The sequence below is a fragment of the Micromonospora sp. NPDC049203 genome (assembly GCF_043197215.1).
GTDB lineage: Bacteria > Actinomycetota > Actinomycetes > Mycobacteriales > Micromonosporaceae > Micromonospora.
Map to the genome: position 1 here is coordinate 326,993 of NZ_JBICSV010000003.1, position 19,017 is coordinate 346,009.

Annotated in this window: 20 protein-coding genes; 11 read left to right on the top strand and 9 right to left on the bottom strand. The window is 72.9% G+C overall.

Annotated elements, in window-relative coordinates; all coding sequences use genetic code 11:
- Positions 1 to 23: 23 nt before the first annotated feature.
- Together ACGFIA_RS10495 and ACGFIA_RS10500 are read left to right on the top strand one after the other, a co-directional pair.
- Positions 24 to 647, top strand: a complete 624-nt coding sequence (locus ACGFIA_RS10495; RefSeq protein WP_357469818.1) for an HAD hydrolase-like protein — start codon at positions 24 to 26, stop codon at positions 645 to 647.
- 28 nt (positions 648 to 675) lie between these two features.
- Positions 676 to 1,062 carry a cold-shock protein gene (locus tag ACGFIA_RS10500; protein WP_030503574.1) on the top strand — a complete coding sequence of 129 codons (387 nt, stop codon included), beginning with the start codon at positions 676 to 678 and terminating at the stop codon, positions 1,060 to 1,062.
- Here the strand turns inward: ACGFIA_RS10500 and ACGFIA_RS10505 are convergent.
- Entirely contained in the window at positions 1,023 to 1,853 is an 831-nt protein-coding gene (locus ACGFIA_RS10505) for a 1,4-dihydroxy-6-naphthoate synthase (protein WP_357479620.1), read from the bottom strand. The two genes, ACGFIA_RS10500 and ACGFIA_RS10505, sit on opposite strands and share 40 nt — an antisense overlap.
- 34 nt (positions 1,854 to 1,887) lie before the next feature.
- Complete coding sequence (locus tag ACGFIA_RS10510; RefSeq protein WP_393259556.1) at positions 1,888 to 2,598, bottom strand: TetR/AcrR family transcriptional regulator; 711 nt, start codon at positions 2,596 to 2,598, stop codon at positions 1,888 to 1,890.
- Positions 2,599 to 2,715: 117 nt separating this feature from the next.
- Between ACGFIA_RS10510 and ACGFIA_RS10515 the strand changes: the two genes are divergently transcribed.
- A complete protein-coding gene (locus ACGFIA_RS10515) occupies positions 2,716 to 3,699 on the top strand; it encodes an NAD(P)-dependent alcohol dehydrogenase (RefSeq protein WP_357469829.1) in 984 nt (327 codons plus the stop codon).
- A 56-nt stretch (positions 3,700 to 3,755) separates the two neighbouring features.
- Here ACGFIA_RS10515 and ACGFIA_RS10520 read toward each other — a convergent pair whose 3' ends face one another.
- Entirely contained in the window at positions 3,756 to 4,451 is a 696-nt protein-coding gene (locus ACGFIA_RS10520; protein WP_357469832.1) for a futalosine hydrolase, read from the bottom strand.
- Positions 4,448 to 6,064 (bottom strand): MFS transporter, encoded by a 1,617-nt coding sequence (locus tag ACGFIA_RS10525; RefSeq protein WP_357469835.1) that lies wholly within the window; start codon positions 6,062 to 6,064, stop codon positions 4,448 to 4,450. The genes ACGFIA_RS10520 and ACGFIA_RS10525 overlap by 4 nt, the downstream gene beginning before the upstream one ends.
- An 87-nt stretch (positions 6,065 to 6,151) precedes the next feature.
- Between ACGFIA_RS10525 and ACGFIA_RS10530 the strand changes: the two genes are divergently transcribed.
- The gene (locus ACGFIA_RS10530; RefSeq protein ID WP_357469838.1) at positions 6,152 to 6,991 is read left to right on the top strand and encodes a DUF3027 domain-containing protein; all 840 of its coding nucleotides are present in this window, start codon (positions 6,152 to 6,154) and stop codon (positions 6,989 to 6,991) included.
- Between the two features lie 4 nt (positions 6,992 to 6,995).
- Here ACGFIA_RS10530 and ACGFIA_RS10535 read toward each other — a convergent pair whose 3' ends face one another.
- Positions 6,996 to 7,259, bottom strand: a complete 264-nt coding sequence (locus tag ACGFIA_RS10535) for a DUF2530 domain-containing protein (protein ID WP_393259558.1) — start codon at positions 7,257 to 7,259, stop codon at positions 6,996 to 6,998.
- 94 nt (positions 7,260 to 7,353) lie between these two features.
- Between ACGFIA_RS10535 and ACGFIA_RS10540 the strand changes: the two genes are divergently transcribed.
- The 5 genes from ACGFIA_RS10540 (at position 7,354) to thpR (ending at position 11,843) form a co-directional block, all read left to right on the top strand.
- Positions 7,354 to 8,835 carry an NCS2 family permease gene (locus ACGFIA_RS10540; protein ID WP_357387583.1) on the top strand — a complete coding sequence of 494 codons (1,482 nt, stop codon included), beginning with the start codon at positions 7,354 to 7,356 and terminating at the stop codon, positions 8,833 to 8,835.
- A 62-nt stretch (positions 8,836 to 8,897) separates the two neighbouring features.
- Positions 8,898 to 9,347 (top strand): MarR family winged helix-turn-helix transcriptional regulator, encoded by a 450-nt coding sequence (locus tag ACGFIA_RS10545; RefSeq protein WP_393259560.1) that lies wholly within the window; start codon positions 8,898 to 8,900, stop codon positions 9,345 to 9,347.
- Between the two features lie 68 nt (positions 9,348 to 9,415).
- On the top strand, positions 9,416 to 10,702 hold the full coding sequence (locus tag ACGFIA_RS10550) for an MFS transporter (RefSeq protein ID WP_357387587.1): 1,287 nt from the start codon (positions 9,416 to 9,418) through the stop codon (positions 10,700 to 10,702).
- Between the two features lie 75 nt (positions 10,703 to 10,777).
- Complete coding sequence (locus ACGFIA_RS10555; RefSeq protein ID WP_357387589.1) at positions 10,778 to 11,287, top strand: hypothetical protein; 510 nt, start codon at positions 10,778 to 10,780, stop codon at positions 11,285 to 11,287.
- Between the two features lie 4 nt (positions 11,288 to 11,291).
- On the top strand, positions 11,292 to 11,843 hold the full coding sequence (thpR, locus tag ACGFIA_RS10560; RefSeq protein WP_393259563.1) for an RNA 2',3'-cyclic phosphodiesterase: 552 nt from the start codon (positions 11,292 to 11,294) through the stop codon (positions 11,841 to 11,843).
- Between the two features lie 132 nt (positions 11,844 to 11,975).
- Here the strand turns inward: thpR and ACGFIA_RS10565 are convergent, their stop codons facing one another.
- The 4 genes from ACGFIA_RS10565 to ACGFIA_RS10580 all read right to left on the bottom strand — a co-directional run bounded on the left by ACGFIA_RS10565 (position 11,976) and on the right by ACGFIA_RS10580 (position 16,822).
- Positions 11,976 to 12,962, bottom strand: coding sequence for an aldo/keto reductase (locus tag ACGFIA_RS10565; RefSeq protein WP_393259565.1), 987 nt, complete (start codon positions 12,960 to 12,962; stop codon positions 11,976 to 11,978).
- Between the two features lie 63 nt (positions 12,963 to 13,025).
- Positions 13,026 to 14,114, bottom strand: a complete 1,089-nt coding sequence (sepH, locus tag ACGFIA_RS10570; protein ID WP_357387595.1) for a septation protein SepH — start codon at positions 14,112 to 14,114, stop codon at positions 13,026 to 13,028.
- A gap of 191 nt (positions 14,115 to 14,305) precedes the next feature.
- Positions 14,306 to 15,433 carry a phosphoserine transaminase gene (serC, locus tag ACGFIA_RS10575; protein WP_393259567.1) on the bottom strand — a complete coding sequence of 376 codons (1,128 nt, stop codon included), beginning with the start codon at positions 15,431 to 15,433 and terminating at the stop codon, positions 14,306 to 14,308.
- 282 nt (positions 15,434 to 15,715) lie between these two features.
- A complete protein-coding gene (locus tag ACGFIA_RS10580; protein WP_013283721.1) occupies positions 15,716 to 16,822 on the bottom strand; it encodes a citrate synthase 2 in 1,107 nt (368 codons plus the stop codon).
- Positions 16,823 to 17,095: 273 nt separating this feature from the next.
- On the opposite strand from ACGFIA_RS10580, the gene pdxH reads away from it, so the two are divergent.
- Both pdxH and ACGFIA_RS10590 read left to right on the top strand, forming a co-directional pair.
- Positions 17,096 to 17,725: a pyridoxamine 5'-phosphate oxidase gene (pdxH, locus tag ACGFIA_RS10585; RefSeq protein WP_393259860.1), complete on the top strand. Its 630-nt coding sequence runs from the start codon at positions 17,096 to 17,098 to the stop codon at positions 17,723 to 17,725.
- On the top strand, positions 17,722 to 19,014 hold the full coding sequence (locus ACGFIA_RS10590) for an MFS transporter (protein ID WP_393259569.1): 1,293 nt from the start codon (positions 17,722 to 17,724) through the stop codon (positions 19,012 to 19,014). Before pdxH ends, ACGFIA_RS10590 begins: the two co-directional genes overlap by 4 nt.
- Positions 19,015 to 19,017 lie beyond the last annotated feature (3 nt).

Below are 19,017 nucleotides of genomic sequence, written 5' to 3' on the forward strand. Positions count from 1 at the left end.
AGCCCGCTGGGTAGGTTCTCGGCATGCCTCCGCTGATGGTCGGCTTCGACCTCGACATGACTCTGGTCGACTCCCGGCCCGGGATCGCCGCCGCGTTCCGGGCGCTGACCGCGCGCACGGGCGTGCATGTGGACGGGGAACTGGCCGTCTCCCGGCTGGGCCCGCCGCTGCGTACCGAGCTGGCGCACTGGTTCCCGCCGGAGCGCGTCGAGGAGGCGGTGACGCTCTACCGGGAGCTGTATCCGGCGTACGCGATCACTCCGACCGTGCCGATGCCGGGTGCCGAGGCCGCGCTGCGCGCGGTGCACGAGCGCGGCGGCCGGACGATGGTGGTGACCGCGAAGATCGGCCGGCTGGCGAAGCTGCACCTGGACCATCTCGGCCTGCCGGTGGACGAGCTGGCCGGGGACGTGTTCGCGGAGCAGAAGGCGGTCGCGTTGCGCGAGCACGGCGCCACGCTCTACGTGGGCGACCACGTGGCCGACATGGCCGCCGCGCGAGCTGCGGGAATCCCCGGCGTGGCAGTGGCGACCGGCCCCTGCTCGGCCGACGAACTGGCCGAGGCCGGGGCGTATCTGGTGCTTGATGATCTCGTCGAATTCCCGAGGGCGCTGGACCGGATCATCGGGCTAGCCTTGGAGGGGTAGACGGTTCGAGTGGAGCGGGGTTCAACAGGTGCCGACGGGTCGAGTGAAGTGGTACGACGCCGCCAAGGGGTACGGGTTCGTCACCAGTGACGAGGGTGGCGACGTGTTCCTGCCGAAGGGCGCGCTACCGGCGGGTGTCGCCGACCTGAAGGGTGGCCAGCGGGTCGATTTCAGCGTGGTCGACAGCCGGCGGGGCGCCCAGGCGATGGGGGTCAAGCTGCTGGAGGCGCCGCCGTCCGTGGCGGAGCTGCGCCGCCGGCCGGCCGAGGAACTCCACGGCCTGGTGGAAGACATGATCAAGGTGCTGGAGGCGAAGGTCCAGCCGGACCTGCGCCGGGGTCGCTTCCCGGATCGGAAGACCTCCCAGAAGATCGCTCAGCTGGTCCACGCGGTGGCGCGCGAGCTGGAGGTCTGAGGGACGAGCCCGGCGTCGGCGGCCCGGCCCAGCAGCGCCTCCACGGCGGCGAAGCCGGCCTCACCCAGGTCGGCGGTGAACTCGTTGACGTAGAGGCCGATGTGCCGGTCCACCACGTCGGGCTCCATCTCCTGCGCGTGCGCGAGGACGTACTCCCGGCTGGCCTCCGGGTCGGCCCACGCCTGGCGTACCGACTCGCGGATCCAGGCGGTGGCCTCGACCGGGTCGACGGCGCCCCGCCGGGCCAGGATCGCGCCGAGCGGGATCGGTAGCCCGGTGTCGCCCTCCCACCACTCGCCCAGGTCGACGAGCGCGGTCAGCCCGTGCCGCGGGTAGGTGAAGCGCGCCTCGTGGATGACCAGGCCGGCGTCGTACCGGCCGGCGGCCACACCCGGCATGATCTCGTGGAACGGCACCACCTCGATGCGCGCCGGTGCCTGGTCGGCCGCCCAGAGCCGGAACAGCAGGTACGCAGTGGTCCGCTCGCCGGGCACCGCCACCGTCGCGCCGGACAGGTCGGTCCGGTCGCCACGGGTCAGCACCAGCGGGCCGCAGCCCCGCCCGAGCGCGCCGCCGCAGGGCAGCAGGTGGTAGTCCTCCAGCAGCCAGGGCAGCGCCGCGTAGCTGACCTTCACCAGGTCGAACGCCCCCCGCTCGGCGGCGGTGTTCGTGACGTCCACGTCCGCGTAGGTCACCTCGACCGGCGGGGCGCCCGGCACCCGGCCGTGCACCAGGGCGTCGAAGACGAACGTGTCGTTGGGGCAGGGGGAGATCGCCAGGGAGAGCGCCACGGTCCCACCGTAACCCCGTCGCCCGGGCGGCCCGTCATCCCGTCCGGTGTGACGTCCAGCCGGTCCGGTGCAGCCGCTCGATGCCGTCGAGCAGCAGGTCCAGGGCGAACTCGAACTCGAACTGGTCGTCGCAGCCCGGCCTGACCACCGAGTCGTCGTCGTGGGACGCGGCGGTGGCGATGGCGGCGAGGTGCGGGAACCGGGCGGCCACCTCCGGCGGCAGGTCCGCCGGTGTGCCGGCGCTGGTCGCGCCGGATCGCCCGGCCTGCCGGGAGGTGTCGAACAGTTCCTGGCTGAAGCCCAGGACCCGGCTGCCCAGCGCGTGCATGACGTGGTGGGCCAGGTCGGTGGAGAAACCGCCGGCCCGCAGCGCGTCGACTGTCGAGTCGAGGTAGGCCAGGACGGCCGGCGTGGGCGTGGTCCGGGACTCGATCGCCAGCGACGCCCAGGGGTGGCGGAGCAGCATCTGCCGCGCCGACAGGATGCGCCGGCGGATCGCCTGCTTCCAGTCGCCGGGCGCCGGCGGGTCGATCTCCGCGACGACGATGTCGATCATGCCGTCGAGCAGTTCGTCCTTGTTGGCGACGTGCTTGTAGAGGGCCATCGGCACGACGCCGAGATCCTGCGCGAGGTTGCGCATGCTCAGCGACTCGATGCCGGTCCGGTCGGCGAGCACGACGGCGGTACGCAGGACGCGATCCCTGGTCAGGGGTGCCCTTCGTGCCGTCTCCGCCTGCTTCGCCATGTCGTCCCCAGTCCTCCCGAAGGCCGTTGACACAGTAACCGCCTTGACTGGTGTGCGGCGTACACCTAGCCTTGTCCCATCATGGTGTACGCCGTACACCTGGGAGGGAGTGGCGACATGAAGGCGATCGTCCAGGACCGGTACGGCCCACCGGAGACACTCGTGCTCGCCGACGTCGAGACGCCCGCGCCCGGCCCCGGCGACGTCCTCGTCCGGGTCGAGGCAGCCGCGCTGAACGCGTACGACTGGCACGTCATGCGCGGCGACCCCCGGCTGTCGCGGCTGGCGCTCGGCCTCGCGCGGCCCCGGGCCCGCATCCGGGGCCGCGACTTCGCCGGCCGGGTCGAGGCGGTCGGCGCCCAGGTGCGGCAGGTACGCCCCGGCGACGCCGTCTTCGGCGACCTCGGCGAGGCCGACGGCGCGTTCGCCGAGTACGTGTGCGTGCCCGAGCACCTGGTCGCGCCGCGGCCGGCGAACCTGACCCCGGCGCAGGCGGCGGCGCTGCCGCTGGCAGGCGTCACCGCGCTGCAAGGGCTGCGCGACGCCGGGCGGGTCCGGCCCGGCCACCGCGTCCTGATCAACGGGGCCTCCGGCGGCGTCGGCACGCTCGCCGTCCAGTTGGCGAAGGCGCTCGGCGCGACGGTGACAGGCGTGTGCCGCACCCGCAACGTCGCGCTGGTCCGCTCCCTGGGCGCCGACCACGTGGTCGACTACACCCACGACGACTTCACCCGCGACGGGCGCCGCCACGACGTGGTGTTCGACCTGGTCGGCAACCGCCCCCTGACCGCGTTGCGGCGGGCGCTCACGCCGGGCGGGACGCTCGTGCTCTCCGGTGGTGGCGTCTACCGGGGCGGCAGCCTTCTCGGCCCGATCGGGCTGCTGGCGCGGGGACGGCTGGTCGCGCCGGTCATCAGCCAGCGCGTCGTCGTCCTCGCCACCTCACCCGGCCGGGCGCACCTCGACGTGCTGCGCGAGCACGCCGAGGCCGGCCGGCTCACCCCTGCGGTCGACCGGACGTATTCGCTGCCCGAGGTGCCCGAGGCAGTCCGCTACCTCGAAACCGAGCACGCACGAGCCAAGGTCGTCATCACGATCTGAGCCCGCCGTCCCCAGCCCGACGACTTCTCCACAGGGTTATCCACAGGTGGACGGGATCAGTGGAGGGCGGCCGCCGCGGCGGTGAGCGCGGCGAACGCCTCCCGCATCCGCCACGCGCTCCGGTCGCGCGGGCCGATCGGGTTGGAGACGGTCCGCAGCTCGGCGAAGGGCACGGCGGCCTGGGCGGCGGCGACCGCCACGCCGTACCCCTCCATGGCCTCGGCCACCGCGTCCGGGTGCCGTTCGGCGAGCGCCGCCGTGCTGGCGGCGGTGCCGGTCACCGTGCTGACGGTGAGCACCGTGCCGACGGTGGCCCCCGGCAGCGCGGCGCGCAGACGGGCCAGCAGGCCCGGGTCGGCGGCGACGATCCGGCCGCCGCCCAGCAACTCGGGGGGCATGCCCAGGTCCTCGACCGGGATGAAACCGGCGGGCGACTCGGCGCCGAGGTCGGCGGCGACGCTGCGGTCGGCGAGCACCGTGCCGCCCACCGCGACCCGGCCGACGAACCCTCCGGCGATGCCGGCGCTGACCACCGCCCGGTACGGCCGCCCGGCCGCCTCGGCCAGCGCCAGCAGCCGTGCCGTGGCGGCCCCGGCGACGGCCGGGCCGACCCCGACGGGCAGCACCGTCACGTCCGGCGATGCCGTCCCGCCCGGCGGCACCGTCATGTCCGGCGCTGCCGGTGCGGTGAGGCCGGCACGGATCGCCTCGGCCTCTGCCGGCACGGCAGTGACCACGAGCAGACCGCTCACGCCACCGGCCCCCGGGGATCACGCCGCTCGGTGTCCTCGACGCCGCCCGGGCCGCCCACCGAGGAGGACGGCCGGTAGATGTGGAAGCCGGGCGGTGCCAGCCCCTCGTCGTCCGGCGGCGGGCCGGAGCGCTGGGGCGCCGGTGAGGTGGGCGCCGGGTCGTCGAGCGAGGTGGTGGCCGGTTTCTCGTCGCGGGTCGCCTGCTCCGCGGCCAGCTCCTCGTCGCCGAGCGGCCGGCCGGCCAGGTGCTCACCGCGCAGCTTGCCGGCGACGAGCACGCCGCGTACGGCCACCAGCGCGGCCACCGCGGCGGCCACCGTCACGCCGATCAGGCCGGTGAACGGCACCAGCCCGAGCCCGCCGCCGGCCACGAACGCCAGCATCAGCGCGGTCTCCGAGTGTGCGAACGAGCTGGCGCGCAGCCGCTCCGGGATGCGTTCCTGGATCGAGGCGTCCACCGCGAGCTTGGCGATCCCGCTCATCATGGCCGCCACCAGGCAGAGCAGCGCCACCATCGGCAGCGAGAACTTCAGCGCGGCGAGCACCGCCACACCGGCCACCACTATCGTGCCGCTCGACTGGAGCGCTGTCGGCCGGTGGATGCGCAGCCGGGTGCCGAGCGCGGTGGCGAGGAACGTGCCTACCGCCAGCGCGCCGCCGACCAGGCCCAGCGCGCCCTGGGCGCCGAGGTCGCGGCCGAAGAAGTCGGTGGTCAGGTCACCGGCCTTGATCGCGAAGGCCAGGAACAGCAGCAGGAAGCCGTAGAGCCCGCGCAGCGCCGCCGCGCCGATCAGCGTGGCGATCACCAGCCGTCCGCTGGGGCGGCCCCGGCCCAGCGGGCGCTCGCCGTCGCGGCGGCGCAGCGCGCGCAGCGGGTGCGGCATCCGCTCGGGCGGCTCGGAGTCGGCCTTCGGCGGCAGCCGGAGCGAGATCACCATGCCGATCAGGAAGATCACCGAGGCGACCCGCAGCGGCCACTGCGGCCCGAACCAGAACGCGGCCAGCCCGATCGGCGCGACGAGCGCGCCGGCCACCGTGCCGTAGACGCTCGCGCGCGCCCCTACCTGGGACAGCCCCAGCCCTTCGGGGAGCAGCCGGGGGACCGCCGCCGAGCGGGCCACACCGTATGCCCGGGAGAGCGCGAGCACGCCGAACGCCGCCGGGTAGAGCCCGAAACCGCCGATGTAGTCGGAGATCAGCCACGCCAGGAACGCCCGGCCGAGCATGGTGGTGGCGAGCGCGTACCGCCGGCCGTGGCGGAAGTGGTCGAGCAGCGGGCCGACCACCGGGGCGAGCATGGCGAACGGGACCATGGTCACCAGCAGGTAGAGGGCCACCTTGTTGCGCGCCTCGCCCAGCGGCACGTCGAAGAAGATCGTCCCGGCCAGGCCGATCGCGATGAGCGTGTCACCGGCGCAGGAGAGCGCGTGCAGGTCGAACAGGCGGACCATGCCCACCTCGTTGCCCGCGCTTCGGGCCCGGGCGGTGCCGGCCCGCCGGGTCATCCAGCGCCCACCGTGCAGCGAGCCCCGCAGCAGCAGCCGGGTGGCGCGGATGCCGGTGCCGACGGTCCGCCCGAGAAAGGAGCGGCCGGAGCGGGAGGACAGCGCCATGCGTCCCATCCTCGCCCATCCGCTCCACGTGCGCCGCATCACCCGGAGAGAATGACTCCGGGGAGTGCCTGTCGCCCGTGGACGGGCATGGGGAACAATGGTCCGGTGACCAGGCCCGCCTCCGCCCGCGCTCCCCGGCTCGACCAGGTCTGCGCCGCCGCCGTCGAGGTGGCCCGCGACGCGATCACCGAGGTGGAGCCCACCGACATCGGCGATCATCTCCAGGCGGTCGCCGAGGGCGATCGGGTCGTCACCCACTACTTCGAGTGCCGGATGGCCGGTTACCGCGGCTGGCGCTGGGCCGTCACGGTGACCCGGGTGCCGCGCAGCCGCCACGTCACCGTCTGCGAGACGGTGCTGCTACCGGGCCCGGACGCGCTGCTCGCCCCGGGCTGGCTGCCGTGGCAGGAGCGGCTCAAGCCGGGCGACCTGGGCCCGGGTGACCTGCTGCCCACCCCGGCCGACGACGAGCGGCTCGCCCCCGGCTACCTGCTCTCCGACGATCCGGCAGTGGAGGAGACCGCCTGGGAGCTCGGCCTGGGCCGGCCCCGGGTGCTGTCCCGGGAGGGCCGTGCCGAGGCCGCCCAGCGCTGGTACGACGGTGACCACGGCCCGGACGCCGCGATCTCGGTCGCCGCGCCGGCCGCCGCCCGCTGCGGCACCTGCGGCTTCTACCTGCCGCTGGCCGGTTCGCTGCGCCTGGCCTTCGGCGCCTGCGGCAACTTCTACGCCCCGGACGACGGCCGGGTGGTGAGCGCCGACCACGGGTGCGGCGCGCACTCCGAGACGCTTGTGGAGACGCCGGAGACGCCAGTCGACGAACTGCCCACCGTCTACGACGACAGCGCGGTCGAGGCGATGACTGTCAGCCGGGCCCCGGGCTCGGTGGAGGCGGCCGAGCCGGCGGAGCCGTACGGCCACCCCTGACCGGTCAGCGCTGCCGCCGCCCGGCGGCAGCGCGCCGGCGGCGCCGGTTGGCGTCGTGCCGCATCATCACCGCCAGGCCGGGAAAGCCCCACAGGAAACCGGCGAGGCAGGTCCAGAGCCAGTTCTGACGCCCGGATTCGGTGAGCCAGTCCCGGAAGAAGATCAGTAGCACCAGGCCGGCCACCGCCCAGGCGATCAGCCCGGCGACGGCGAACGGCACCATCGGCGGGTCGAGCGGCTCCGGCCGCGGCTGTTGCTCCTGTGACACTGGCCCAGCGTACGTGATCGTTCTTCCCTGCCAGGCGGGTGATCTGGGACGATGCGCGCGACAAAATCCAGTCGATGACCTAGATGAGGACCCGATGTCCATTGCTCCGCCGCCGGATCACGGCACGCCGCCCGATCCCGCGCACCCACGAAACGCCTTCGACCGCTTCTTCCTGATCTCGGCTCGCGGGTCGACGCTGAGCCGTGAGATCCGAGGCGGCCTCGCCACGTTCTTCACGATGGCGTACATCGTGGTGTTGAACCCGCTGATCCTGGGCAGCGGGAAGGACGGTGACGGGCGTTCGCTCGCCATTCCGGCGCTCGCCGCGGCGACCGCCCTGGTCGCCGGCCTGATGACGATCCTGATGGGCGTGGTGGCCCGGTTCCCGATCGCGCTCGCCGCCGGCCTGGGCGTGAACGCGCTCGTGGCGTACGAGATCGCGCCGCAGATGACCTGGGCGGACGCGATGGGCCTGGTGGTCATCGAGGGTGTGCTGATCGGCATCCTGGTGCTCACCGGGCTGCGTACCGCGGTGTTCCGCTCGGTGCCGACGCAGCTCAAGACCGCGATCGGTGTCGGCATCGGTCTGTTCCTGACCATCATCGGCCTGGTCGACGCCGGTTTCGTCAGGCGGGTGCCGGACGCGGCGAACTCGACGGTGCCGGTCGGACTGGGCATCAACGGCAAGATCGTCAGCTGGCCGATGCTCGTCTTCGTGGTCGGCCTGCTGATCACCCTGGTGCTCGTGGTGCGCCGGGTCCGGGGCGCGATCCTGATCGGCATCCTGGCCTCCACCGTGCTGGCCATCGTGGTCGAGGCGGTCGCCAAGGTCGGCCCGTCCTTCGTCGACGGCAAGCCGAACCCGAAGGGCTGGTCGCTGAACGTTCCCGAGCTGCCGAAGCAGATCGTGGACGTGCCCGACCTGTCGTTGCTGGGTCAGTTCAACGTGCTGAACTCGTGGAGCCGGGTCGGCTGGCTGGTGCCGCTGATGTTCATCTTCACCCTGCTGATCACGGACTTCTTCGACACCATGGGCACGATGGTCGCGATCGGTCAGGAAGGGGACATGCTCGACGAGACGGGCACCCCGCCGAAGGCCAAGGAGATCCTGCTCGTCGACTCGATCGCCGCCGCCGCTGGTGGCGCGGCCTCGGTGTCCAGCAACACCTCGTACATCGAGAGCGCCGCAGGCGTCGCGGAGGGCGCCCGGACCGGCGTGGCCAACCTGGTCACCGGCGTGTTGTTCCTGCTCGCCATGTTCCTGGCGCCGCTGTCGCTGATCGTGCCGTTCGAGGCCGCGTCGACGGCGCTGGTGGTGGTCGGCTTCCTGATGATGACGGCGGTCCGCACGATCGACTGGACCGACTACGAGATCGCCATCCCGGCGTTCCTCACCATCGCGCTGATGCCGTTCACCTACTCGATCTCGAACGGCATCGGGGCCGGCGTGATCAGCTTCGTGCTGCTGAAGGTGGCGAAGGGCAAGGCCCGCGAGGTCCACCCCCTGCTGTACGGGGTCGCCGTGCTGTTCGTCGTGTACTTCCTGCGCGGGCCCGTCGAGTCCGTGTTGCTCTGACGCTGGTGAGCCTGGTCATAACGCATGTCGTTAGCCAGGCTCATTAGTTAAGCTAACTAGTTGTGACGGAGCGGACGGTGACGGCGAAACGCGTGCCACCGGCGCAACTGGCCCCTCAGTTGCGAGATGCGATCACCCGGCTCAACCGGCGGGTCCGACAAGCCCGGCCGGTCGGCGACCTCACGGTCACCCAGCTGTCGGCGCTCACCAGCCTCAAGCTGGCGGGCGCCCTCACGCCACGGGAACTGGCCGATGTCGAACGGGTGCAGCCACCCACGATGACGAAGATCGTCGCGAAGTTGGAGGAACGCGGCCTCGTGCAGCGGACTCCCCATCCGACCGACGGACGGCAGGTCATACTGGCGGCTACCGAAGGGGGAAGGGCCGTGCTCGACCAGTTCGAGCGGGCCCGCAACGAATGGCTGGCCACCCGGCTGGCCGCACTGACCGAGGACGAACGCGACACGCTACGGCGTGCCGCGGAGATCCTCCAGGGCATCGCTCGCGCCTGACACCGCCGCCCGCGGTTCGCTTCGTCACTCGTGGATGAAACGTACCGACGCGAGGAGGCGCACCTAGAGTGCAGGCCAAGCTGAGCACGATGTTCCAGTCCCTACGAGTCCGTAACTACCGACTCTTCGCCACCGGACAGCTGGTCAAACTGATCGGCGTCTGGATGATGTTCATCGCCCAGGACTGGCTCGTCCTCGAGCTCAGCGACAACTCCGCGACCGCCCTCGGCGTGGTCACCGCGTTGCAGTTCACCCCCGTACTCCTGCTCACGCTGCTGTCCGGCCGGCTCGCCGACCGCTACGACAAGCGGATGCTGCTCTTCGTCGCCAACGCGTTCTGGACCGTGCTGGCGCTCGCCATGAGCGCCCTGGTCCTCACCGGCCTGGTGCAGCTCTGGCACGTCTTCACGTTCGCCGCCCTGCTCGGCGTCGCCAACGCGGTCGAGACGCCGGTGCGCCAGGCGTTCGTCTCCGAGCTGGTCGGCATGTCGCTGCTGCCGAACGCGCTCTCGCTCAACGCGGCGGTGTTCAACTCCGCCCGGATCGTCGGCCCGGCCGTCGCCGGCCTGGCCATCGCCGCCGTCGACGTCGGCCCGGTCTTCCTGGTCACCGCGCTCAGCTCGATCGCCCCGCTGGTGAACGTGGTCCGGATGCGTACCGAGGAGCTGTACCGCAAGGACCTGCCGCCGACCGGCGAGCGCGACCAGGCCCGGGTGGTCGACGGCCTCCGGTACGTGGCGCGGCGGCCGGACATCCTGCTGCCGATGGTCCTCATGTCGGTGATCGGGATGAGCCTGTTCAACTTCCAGCTCACCCTCGCCGCGCTCGCGAAGACCGTGTTCAACACCGGCGCCGCCTCGTTCGGCCTGTTCAGCACCGCGCTCGCGGTCGGCGCGCTGGTCGGCGCGCTGGCCGGCACCGGCCGGCGTAGCCGCCCCTCGGTCTGGCTGGTGCTCGGCGCCGCGATCGGCTGCGCCGCCTTCGGCACGCTGGTCGGGCTCGCCCCGGCGTACTGGCTGGTGGTGACGCTGCTCCTGCCCGCCGGGTTCTTCATGGTCTACTTCGCCCAGGCGGCAAACCAGCGGGTGCAGCTCGGTGTCGACGCGTCCTTCCGGGGACGGGTGATGGCGCTGTGGGTGCTGGTGTTCCTGGGCACCAACCCGGTGGGCGCCCCGGTGATCGGCTGGGTGGCCGAGACGTACGGTGCGGGCGCGAGCATCTGGGCCGGCGGCCTGATCTCGCTGACCGCCGCGCTGCTGGCGCTCGCCTGGCAACTGCGCCGCTCCGGTGCCCGGCTTCGGCTGCGGATGCTGCCGATGCCCCGCTTCTACGTGGTGTCACCCGGCGCCAAGTAGCCCCGATAGCCGGTCGTACCGGCCCGATTACCCAAACGGGTGGCGGGCCGGTGCGGCAGGGCTTAGCTTCGATGTGTGGAAGTGGGGCAGGGACTGCTGCTGGCTCTGGCGATCCTCGCCGTCTGCTGCCTGCCCGCCCTGCTCGCGCTGCTGTTCTGCGCAGACGAGATCATCGATCGGGTCGCCTGCGGTTGGGCCGAGTGGCGGGAGCAGCGTCGGGAACGCCGTACCATCGCGCGGCTCGACCGGGCCATCGAGGCCGAGGCGCTGACCCGCGACATCGACCTCACCGAGTTCGACAAGGGCGGCCGCCGTCCGCTGGAACAGCTCGCCACCGACCTGCGCCGCCTCGGCGGCCACCGGCTCGCCGCCGCCGACCGCAGTGTGGTGTGGCACGGCGCGGTCATCGAGGCGTACGACGAACGGCTGCGCGCCGCCTGCCACGCGCTCGGCATCGCCGAGCATCTCGGCGAACTGGACGGCGTCGACCGGGAGATCGAGCGGGTACGCGTCGAAGGGCTGCTGCACGCCGCCGGGCTGACCCTGCCGGCCGCCCGCGCCGCGCACCACCAGCGACACCGCTGAGCGGGTGCGTCTCTTCGCGGCGATCTACCCGCCTGCCGTTGCGGTCGCGGATCTGACCGCCCGGATCAAGGGCCTGCGGGTGGCGGGCGCCCGCCACGCCCGCCTCGCCGACCCGGCGAACCTCCACCTCACCCTCGCCTTCCTCGGCGAGGTGCCGGACGACCGCCTGACCGATGTGGAGCACGCGCTCGCCCCGGCCGCCCGGACGGTTCGCACCCCGCGACTGCGCCTCGCCGGTGGCGGCAGCTTCGGTCAGTGCCGGTCCACAGTGCTCTGGGTCGGCGTGCGCGGCGACATCGATGCGCTCGGAGCGCTCGCCGGGACGATCCGCGGCGGGCTGCGCGAGGCCGGGCTGCCCTGCGACGACAAGCCGTTCCGGCCACACCTGACCATCGCCCGCCCCGGCGATCGGGTGCCCGAGGCCGACCTCCGCGCCGACCTGAAGACCCTGGACGGCTACACCGGCCCGGAGTGGCCCGCCGGCCACCTGACCCTGGTCCGCAGCCATCCCGCCCCACCCACCCGCCACACCCCGGTCGCCACCTGGCCCCTGTAGTCCTCCCCTCACCCTCTCTCGCCCGCGATCTTGCAGTTTCGGCCCGGGCAAAACGCCCTGACCGCCCGAATCGAGGGCACAAACTGCAAGATCGACGGGGCTAGGAGGCGAGGGCGGGGGAGGAAGGGAGGGCTACCAGGCCCAGGCTTCGGGGCCGGGGCCGCCGTTGCCGACGGGCGGGAACAGTTCGTCGAGGCGGGTCAGGGTGGGCTCGTCCAGGTGGACGTCGAGGGCGCCGAGGTTGCGGTCGAGCTGGTCCATGGTGCGCGGACCGACGATCGGGGCGGTCACGCCCGGCCGGGACAGCAGCCACGCCAGCGCCACGTCGGCCGGGTCGTGGCCGAGGTCGGCACAGAGCTTCTCGTACGCCTCGATGGTTTTCCGGTGCTCGGCCAGCGCGTCGGCCGAGCGGCCGGTGGTGCCGCGCGCCGCGCTGCCCTCGGCCATCTTGCGGATGATGCCGGAGAGCAGCCCGCCGTGCAGCGGCGACCAGGGGATGATGCCCAGCCCGTAGTGCTGCGCGGCGGGGACGACCTCCAGTTCGACGTGGCGGGTCAGCAGGTTGTAGATCGACTGCTCGGAGACGAGGCCGAGGAAGTTGCGCTGTCTGGCGGCGGCCTGCGCCTGCGCGATGTGCCAGCCGGCGAAGTTGGACGAGCCGACGTAGATCACCTTGCCCTGGGCGACGAGCGTCTCCATCGCCTGCCAGATCTCCTCCCACGGCGTGGTCCGGGAGATGTGGTGCATCTGGTAGAGGTCGATCGTGTCGGTCTGGAGCCGGCGCAGCGAGTCCTCGCAGGCCCGGATGATGTGCCGGGCGCTCAGGCCCTGCTCGTTGGGCCACTCGCCCATCTTGCCGTAGACCTTGGTGGCGAGGACGACCTTGTCGCGGCGCCCGCCGCCCTGCGCGAACCAGCGGCCGACGATCTGCTCGGTGACGCCCTCACCGAGCTTCCAGCCGTAGACGTTGGCGGTGTCGAAGAAGTTGATCCCGTGTTCGAGCGCCCGGTCCATGATGGCGAAGCTGTCCGGCTCGTCGGTCTGCGGACCGAAGTTCATCGTGCCGAGGCAGAGTCGGCTCACGGACAGACCGGTGCGTCCCAGGTTCGTGTACTCCATGACTCCACCCTGGCACGCCGGCACTTAGAGTGCCCTCTCAACGGGCCAGGGTGGAGCGGTGGATCAGGAGGATTCGCGGGCCGCCGGGCCGGTGCCGAACAGCACGTCGTCCCAGCTCGGCAGCCGCTTGCGCGGCTTGCCGCCGGCCTCGGTGGACTCGGCGGCCGCACCGCCGGTCGCCGCTGCGGGGCCGGTGCGCCGAGGACGCAGCACAGCCAGCGAGGGTACGGCCGGGATCTCCTTCGGCGCGTCCGAGTCGTCGTCGAAGGCCGAACCCTGCCCACCACCGAGCAGCGCCGCGGCACCACCGGCGACGGCCCGCTGACGGGGCGCCTCCGGCCCGGCCAGCGCGGCCGGAGAGCGGGTGTCGAGACCACGCCCGGACGTACCGCCGAGCGGCCGGTCCAGCGAGGCGAGCAGCGCATCCCGGCCGGCGCGGATCGGGTCACGCCCCGGACGGGCGTGCTCGGAGGCGGCCGGCAGGCCGTGCCCACCCCGGCTCGGCTCGCCGCGCGACGGACCGGGCAGCGCGTGACCGCCCCGCTCCGGCGCGGGCTCCTGGCCGAGGATCGGCGTGGGCCGCTCGGCGCAGAGGTATTGCGCCATGTCGTCGTGCGGGGCGACGTGCTGCCGGGTCTTGTCCAGATCCCACACCGCCTGGGCGGTGGCCTTGCCGGACGGCCAGGTCGCGATGATCCGCCAGGTGCCGTCGTCGCGGCGGTAGGCGTCCCACGAGATCTTCTCGGTGTCGATGCCGTGCTGGGCCAGCCGGCCGTTGACGACCTCGGCCAGCGGGGTCGGCTTCTCCGCGCCCTTGAGCCGGGTGCGCCGGGCGTGCTGGGCGAGCATGGCCCGTTCCTGGAGCACCGGGCCGGCGTAGCGCAGGACCCGGTCGACGGGCACGCCGGCGATGCGGGCGACGTCCTCCGCGGACTCGCCGGAACGGATCCGGGCCTGGATGTCCCGTGGGGACAGCGACGGGGTCAGGTCGGTGGCGCTCGGCACCACCACGAGCGGCGGGGCGCCCGGCTCGGCGTGCAGCGCCGACGCGATCCGCTCGTCGATGGGCAGCGCCAGCAGGCGCCCCACCTCGTCGGCGAGCACCAGGGCCTGGCCGTCCTCGGAGAGGGCGACGAAGCGTACTGGGCGCATGGGCTTGCCTCCGTCCCGCTTCGCTGGCCGTCACGCCACGGGAGCCGGCCACCCGGGCGTCTCGCACCACCGTACGCTCATCTACCCGGAGATGGGGACTGCGACACCCCGGCATGTCGTGACTGAGCTGCGGTAACGATCACGGTGGGTGGCCGCCGGAGCCCCGACGACCACGCACCGTGACGACGTGATCAGAGTCGCTCGACCACGTAGTCGATGGACGCGGTGAGCGCCTCGACGTCGGCCGGCTCGACGGCCGGGAACAGCGCCACCCGCAGCTGGTTGCGGCCGAGCTTGCGGTACGGCTCGGTGTCGACGATGCCGTTGGCGCGCAGCGCCTTGGCGATCGCCGTCGCGTCCACCCCGTCGGCGAAGTCCACGGTGGCGACCACGTTGGACCGCAGCGCCGGGTCCGACACGAACGGCGTGGCGAACGACGAGCGCTCAGCCCAGCCGTACACGATGCCGGCGCTCTCGGCGGTGCGCTTGGCCGCCCAGCCCAGCCCGCCCTGGGAGTTCATCCAGTCGGTCTGCTCCGCGGCCAGGAAGATGGTCGCCAGCGCCGGGGTGTTGTACGTCTGCTCCAGCCGCGAGTTGTCGATCGCGGTGACCAGGTCGAGGAAGGCCGGGATGTAGCGGCCCGACTCCTTGACCTCGGTGGCCCGGGCCAGCGCGGCCGGCGACATCAGGGCCAGCCAGAGGCCGCCGTCGGAGCCGAAGCACTTCTGCGGCGCGAAGTAGTAGACGTCGGTCTGGGCGACGTCCACGTCCAGCCCGCCCGCGCCGGAGGTGGCGTCGACGAGCAGCAGCGAGCCCTCGTCGGCGCCCGCCACCCGGCTGATCGGCACCGCGACGCCGGTGGAGGTCTCGTTGTGCGGGGTGGCGTAGACGTCCACGCCGGCCTCGGCCACGAGCGTGGGGGCGCTGCCCGCGTCGGACTTGCGGACGGTCGGCTCACCGAGGAACGGCGCGTCGGCGACCGACTTGGCGAACTTGGCGCCGAACTCGCCGAAGCTGGCGAACTGGGCCCGGTCACGGATCAGGCCGAACGTGGCGACCTCCCAGAACGCGGTGGTGCCGCCGTTGCCGAGCACCACCTCGTAGCCCTCGGGCAGGGAGAAGAACTCGGCCAGGCCGCGGCGCAGCCGGGCCACCTGGTCGCGGACCGTCTTCTGCCGGTGCGACGTGCCCAGGTAGCTGGTGGCGACGTCGGCGAGGGCGGAGACCGCGGCCGGACGGACCTTGGACGGGCCGCAGCCGAAACGTCCGTCGGCGGGCCTGATCTCGTCGGGAATCCGGATGGTCGGTACGTCAGCCACGGTCTTCAAGATCCTTCCGCATGGGCGGGACGAGCCCTTGGTGCGGGCGCGGACCGATGGCCGGGCGTGCGCCGGGCGCACGAGGCGGCCGGGGTCCGAACCCGGCCGGCAGCGCTGCCGGCCTTCATCCTCCCACCCGGGCGGCCCGGACCGGCGGCTGGTCCCACGGTCGGTGCTGAGTCGTGCGCCACAGCGGCGCAGCGCCTCGTGTGCACGGAGGCGGGCGTTAAGAAGGGGCCCCGCCTCTACCGGAGGCGTTAAGCGGGGCCCCTTCCTTACACGTCAGACGCCGTGCGGGATGGCGTCCCAGCCCTCGACCTGCTGCGGCTTGCGCGGGCCGTGGCCGACGTACGTGGCCGACGGCCGGACCAGCCGCTGGAGCTTCTTCTGCTCCAGGATGTGCGCCGACCAGCCGCCCATCCGGGCGCAGGTGAACATCGAGGTGAACATGTGCGCAGGCACCTCGGCGAAGTCCAGCACCACTGCCGACCAGAACTCGACGTTCGTGGCGAGGACGCGGTCCGGGCGGCGGGCCTGGAGCTCGGCCAGCGCGGCCTTCTCCAGCGCCTCGGCGACCTCGAAGCGGGGCGCGCCCAGCTCCTTGGCGGTACGCCGCAGCACGCGGGCGCGGGGGTCCTCGGCCCGGTAGACCCGGTGGCCGAAGCCCATCAGCCGCTCGCCGCGGTCCAGCACGCCCTTGACGTACCCGTCGGCGTCGCCGCTGCGCTCGACCGCCTCCAGCATGCTGAGCACCCGGGACGGTGCGCCGCCGTGCAGCGGGCCGGAGAGCGCGCCGATGCCGGAGGAGATGCAGGCCGCGGCGTCCGCACCGGTGGAGGCGACGATCCGGGCGGTGAAGGTGGAGGCGTTCAGGCCGTGCTCGGCGGCCGAGATGAAGTACGCGTCGACGGCCTTGACGTGCCGCGGGTCGGGCTCACCGCGCCAGCGCTTCATGAACCGCTCGACGATGGTCTCCGCCTTGTCGATCTCCTTCTGCGGCACGGCCGGCAGGCCCAGGCCGCGCGCCGACTGGGCGACGAAGGACAGCGCGGTGACCGACACCCGGGCCAGGTCCTCGCGGGCCTGCTCGTCGGAGATGTCGAGAAGCTGGTTGAGCCCCCAGTACGGGGCCAGCATGGCGACCGCGGACTGCACGTCGACGCGGATGTCACCGGAGTGCACCGGCACCGGGAACGGCTCGGCCGGCGGCAGGCCCGGGCCGAACCGGCCGTCCACCAGCAGCGCCCAGACGTTGCCGAACGAGACCTGGCCGATCAGGTCCTCGATATCCACGCCCCGGTAGCGCAGTGATCCCCCCGCGCGGTCGGGTTCGGCGATCTCGGTCTCGAAGGCTACGACGCCCTCCAGGCCCGGTTTGAAATCGGACATGTCGTCTCCTGGCTTCGGCTCGGCGCGCCCGGGCGGGCTGATCGAGCCCCGCAGCTCAGGCGACCCTTCAGGGGTGTGGTTCGGAACATCTTGCCCGGTGGGTAACAGACTGCGCGACCCACAGCCACTGTGCGCCACGCGACATCCCCGCCGCTGGCCGTCGGTGAGAGTAGGAGAAGACTGGGTACCGGGGCCTGGCCAGCGTCGGGGGACGCCGGCACGCCCGGGAGAGGGACAACCACAGTGACAGGCGACACACCCGCCCCGGCCGGCATGCGTAACGAGTACGCCGCCGACCTGGGCCTGACCGAGACGGACCTGGCGCCGGACTGGCACACCCAGTTCGCCCGCTGGTTCGCCGACGCGGTGGCCCATCCGCTGCCCGAGCCGAACGCGATGGTGCTCGGCACGGCCGACGACCGGGGGCGGCCCAGCGGCCGCACCGTGCTGCTCAAGGGGTACGACCCGGACGGCTTCGTCTTCTACACCAATCACGGCTCGCGCAAGGGCACCGAGGTGACCGCGAATCCGTGGGCCAGCCTGGTGTTCCCGTGGTTTCCGATGCAGCGGCAGGTGACTGTGACCGGCCGGGTCGAGCGGGTGGACCGCGCCGAGACCGAGGCGTACTTCGCCAGCCGGCCGCGCGGCTCGCAGCTCGGGGCGTGGGCCAGCACCCAGTCGACTGTGGTGCCGGACCGGGTCGCGCTGGACTCGGCGTACCGGGCGGCGGCCGAGCGGTTCGCCGACGTGGAGCCGATCCCCGCGCCGCCGTACTGGGGCGGGTTCCGGGTGCGTCCGGAGACTGTCGAGTTCTGGCAGGGCCGGGCCAGCCGGTTGCACGACCGGCTGCGCTTCCGGCGTACCGATGGCGGGTTCTTCGTGGTCGAGCGGCTCGCGCCGTGACCGATGTCACAAAGGCCGGGCGGCGGGAACCGCGCCGCTGGGCGATCGACCTGCGCCCGCTGCGCGTGCCCGCGTACCGGCGGGTGTGGACCGGCAACGCGGTCGCCATGTTCGGTTTCCAGTTCACCGCCGTGGCGGTGCCGGTGGAGATGTTCGACCTGACCGGCGGCTCGCTCTGGGTCGGTCTGCTGGGCATCGCCGGGTTCGTGCCGCTGCTGGTGTTCGGGCTGTGGGGCGGCGCGATCGCCGACGCCCGGGACCGCCGCCGGGTGCTGCTCGTCGGCGGCTGCGTGCTCTGGGCCTCGACGTTGGGGCTGCTGGTGCAGTCGCTGGCCGGGGTGCGCAGCCCGCTGCTGCTCCTGCTGCTGGTGGGCCTCCAGTCGACGGCATTCGCGATCACCTCGCCGGCCCGCAGCGCGATCCTGCCCCGGCTCGTGCCCGCCGAGCTGGTCCCGGCGGCCACCACGCTGAACTTCACCACGTTCACCGCCGCCGCCGTCTTCGGCCCGCTCGCCGCGGGCCTGATCTTCGCCGGGTGGCAGGTCGAGACGGCCCTGCCCATCGCGTACGCGGCGGACGCGCTGCTGTACACCGCGGCGCTCTGGGCCACGCTGCGGCTGCCGGCGATGCCGCCCGCGCCGGACCCGGGCGGCGGCGTCCGCAAGGCCGGATTCGCCAGCATCGTCGACGGCTTCCGCTACCTGGCCACCACGCGGGTGCTGCTGCTCTCCTTCGCCATCGACCTGATCGCGATGATCCTGGCCATGCCGCGGGCGCTCTTCCCGGAACTGGCGCAGGAACGCTTCGGCGGCGCGTCGGCGGTGGGCTGGCTCTACAGCTCCATCGCCATCGGCGCGATGCTCGGCGGCCTGACCTCGGGGTGGATCGGCCGGGTACGCCGGCAGGGGCTGGCGCTCACCGTGGCGGTGGTCGCCTGGGGCGTGGCGATCGCGCTCGCCGGCCTGGCCGGGCGCCTGTGGCTCGCCGTGGTGCTGCTCGGCGTCGCCGGCGCCGCCGACCTGGTCAGCGCCACGCTGCGCCAGTCGATGCTGCTGGTCTACGCGCCGGACCGGATGCGGGGCCGCCTCCAGGGCGTGAACACGGTGGTGGTGGCCGGTGGCCCGCGCCTGGGCGACCTGCGCGCCGGTGCGACGGCCGCCGCCTTCGGCACCGGTTTCGCCATGGTCGGAGGCGGTATCGCCGCCGCCGTCCTGGCGGTGTTGCTGGTGGCGGCGTTCCCGGCGTTGCTTCGCTATCGCTCGGTCACCCCCGCCGAGGACCGGCGCTGACGG

Bases quoted from the DNA above. Each gene is read 5' to 3' on its own strand.
- ACGFIA_RS10580 (WP_013283721.1), bottom strand. From the start codon at position 16,822: ATGTCCGATTTCAAACCGGGCCTGGAGGGCGTCGTAGCCTTCGAGACC.
- ACGFIA_RS10525 (WP_357469835.1), bottom strand. From the start codon at position 6,064: ATGGCGCTGTCCTCCCGCTCCGGCCGCTCCTTTCTCGGGCGGACCGTC.
- pdxH (WP_393259860.1), top strand. From the start codon at position 17,096: ATGCGTAACGAGTACGCCGCCGACCTGGGCCTGACCGAGACGGACCTG.
- ACGFIA_RS10495 (WP_357469818.1), top strand. From the start codon at position 24: ATGCCTCCGCTGATGGTCGGCTTCGACCTCGACATGACTCTGGTCGAC.
- ACGFIA_RS10515 (WP_357469829.1), top strand. From the start codon at position 2,716: ATGAAGGCGATCGTCCAGGACCGGTACGGCCCACCGGAGACACTCGTG.
- ACGFIA_RS10540 (WP_357387583.1), top strand. From the start codon at position 7,354: ATGTCCATTGCTCCGCCGCCGGATCACGGCACGCCGCCCGATCCCGCG.
- ACGFIA_RS10565 (WP_393259565.1), bottom strand. From the start codon at position 12,962: ATGGAGTACACGAACCTGGGACGCACCGGTCTGTCCGTGAGCCGACTC.
- ACGFIA_RS10510 (WP_393259556.1), bottom strand. From the start codon at position 2,598: ATGGCGAAGCAGGCGGAGACGGCACGAAGGGCACCCCTGACCAGGGAT.
- ACGFIA_RS10530 (WP_357469838.1), top strand. From the start codon at position 6,152: ATGGGGAACAATGGTCCGGTGACCAGGCCCGCCTCCGCCCGCGCTCCC.
- sepH (WP_357387595.1), bottom strand. From the start codon at position 14,114: ATGCGCCCAGTACGCTTCGTCGCCCTCTCCGAGGACGGCCAGGCCCTG.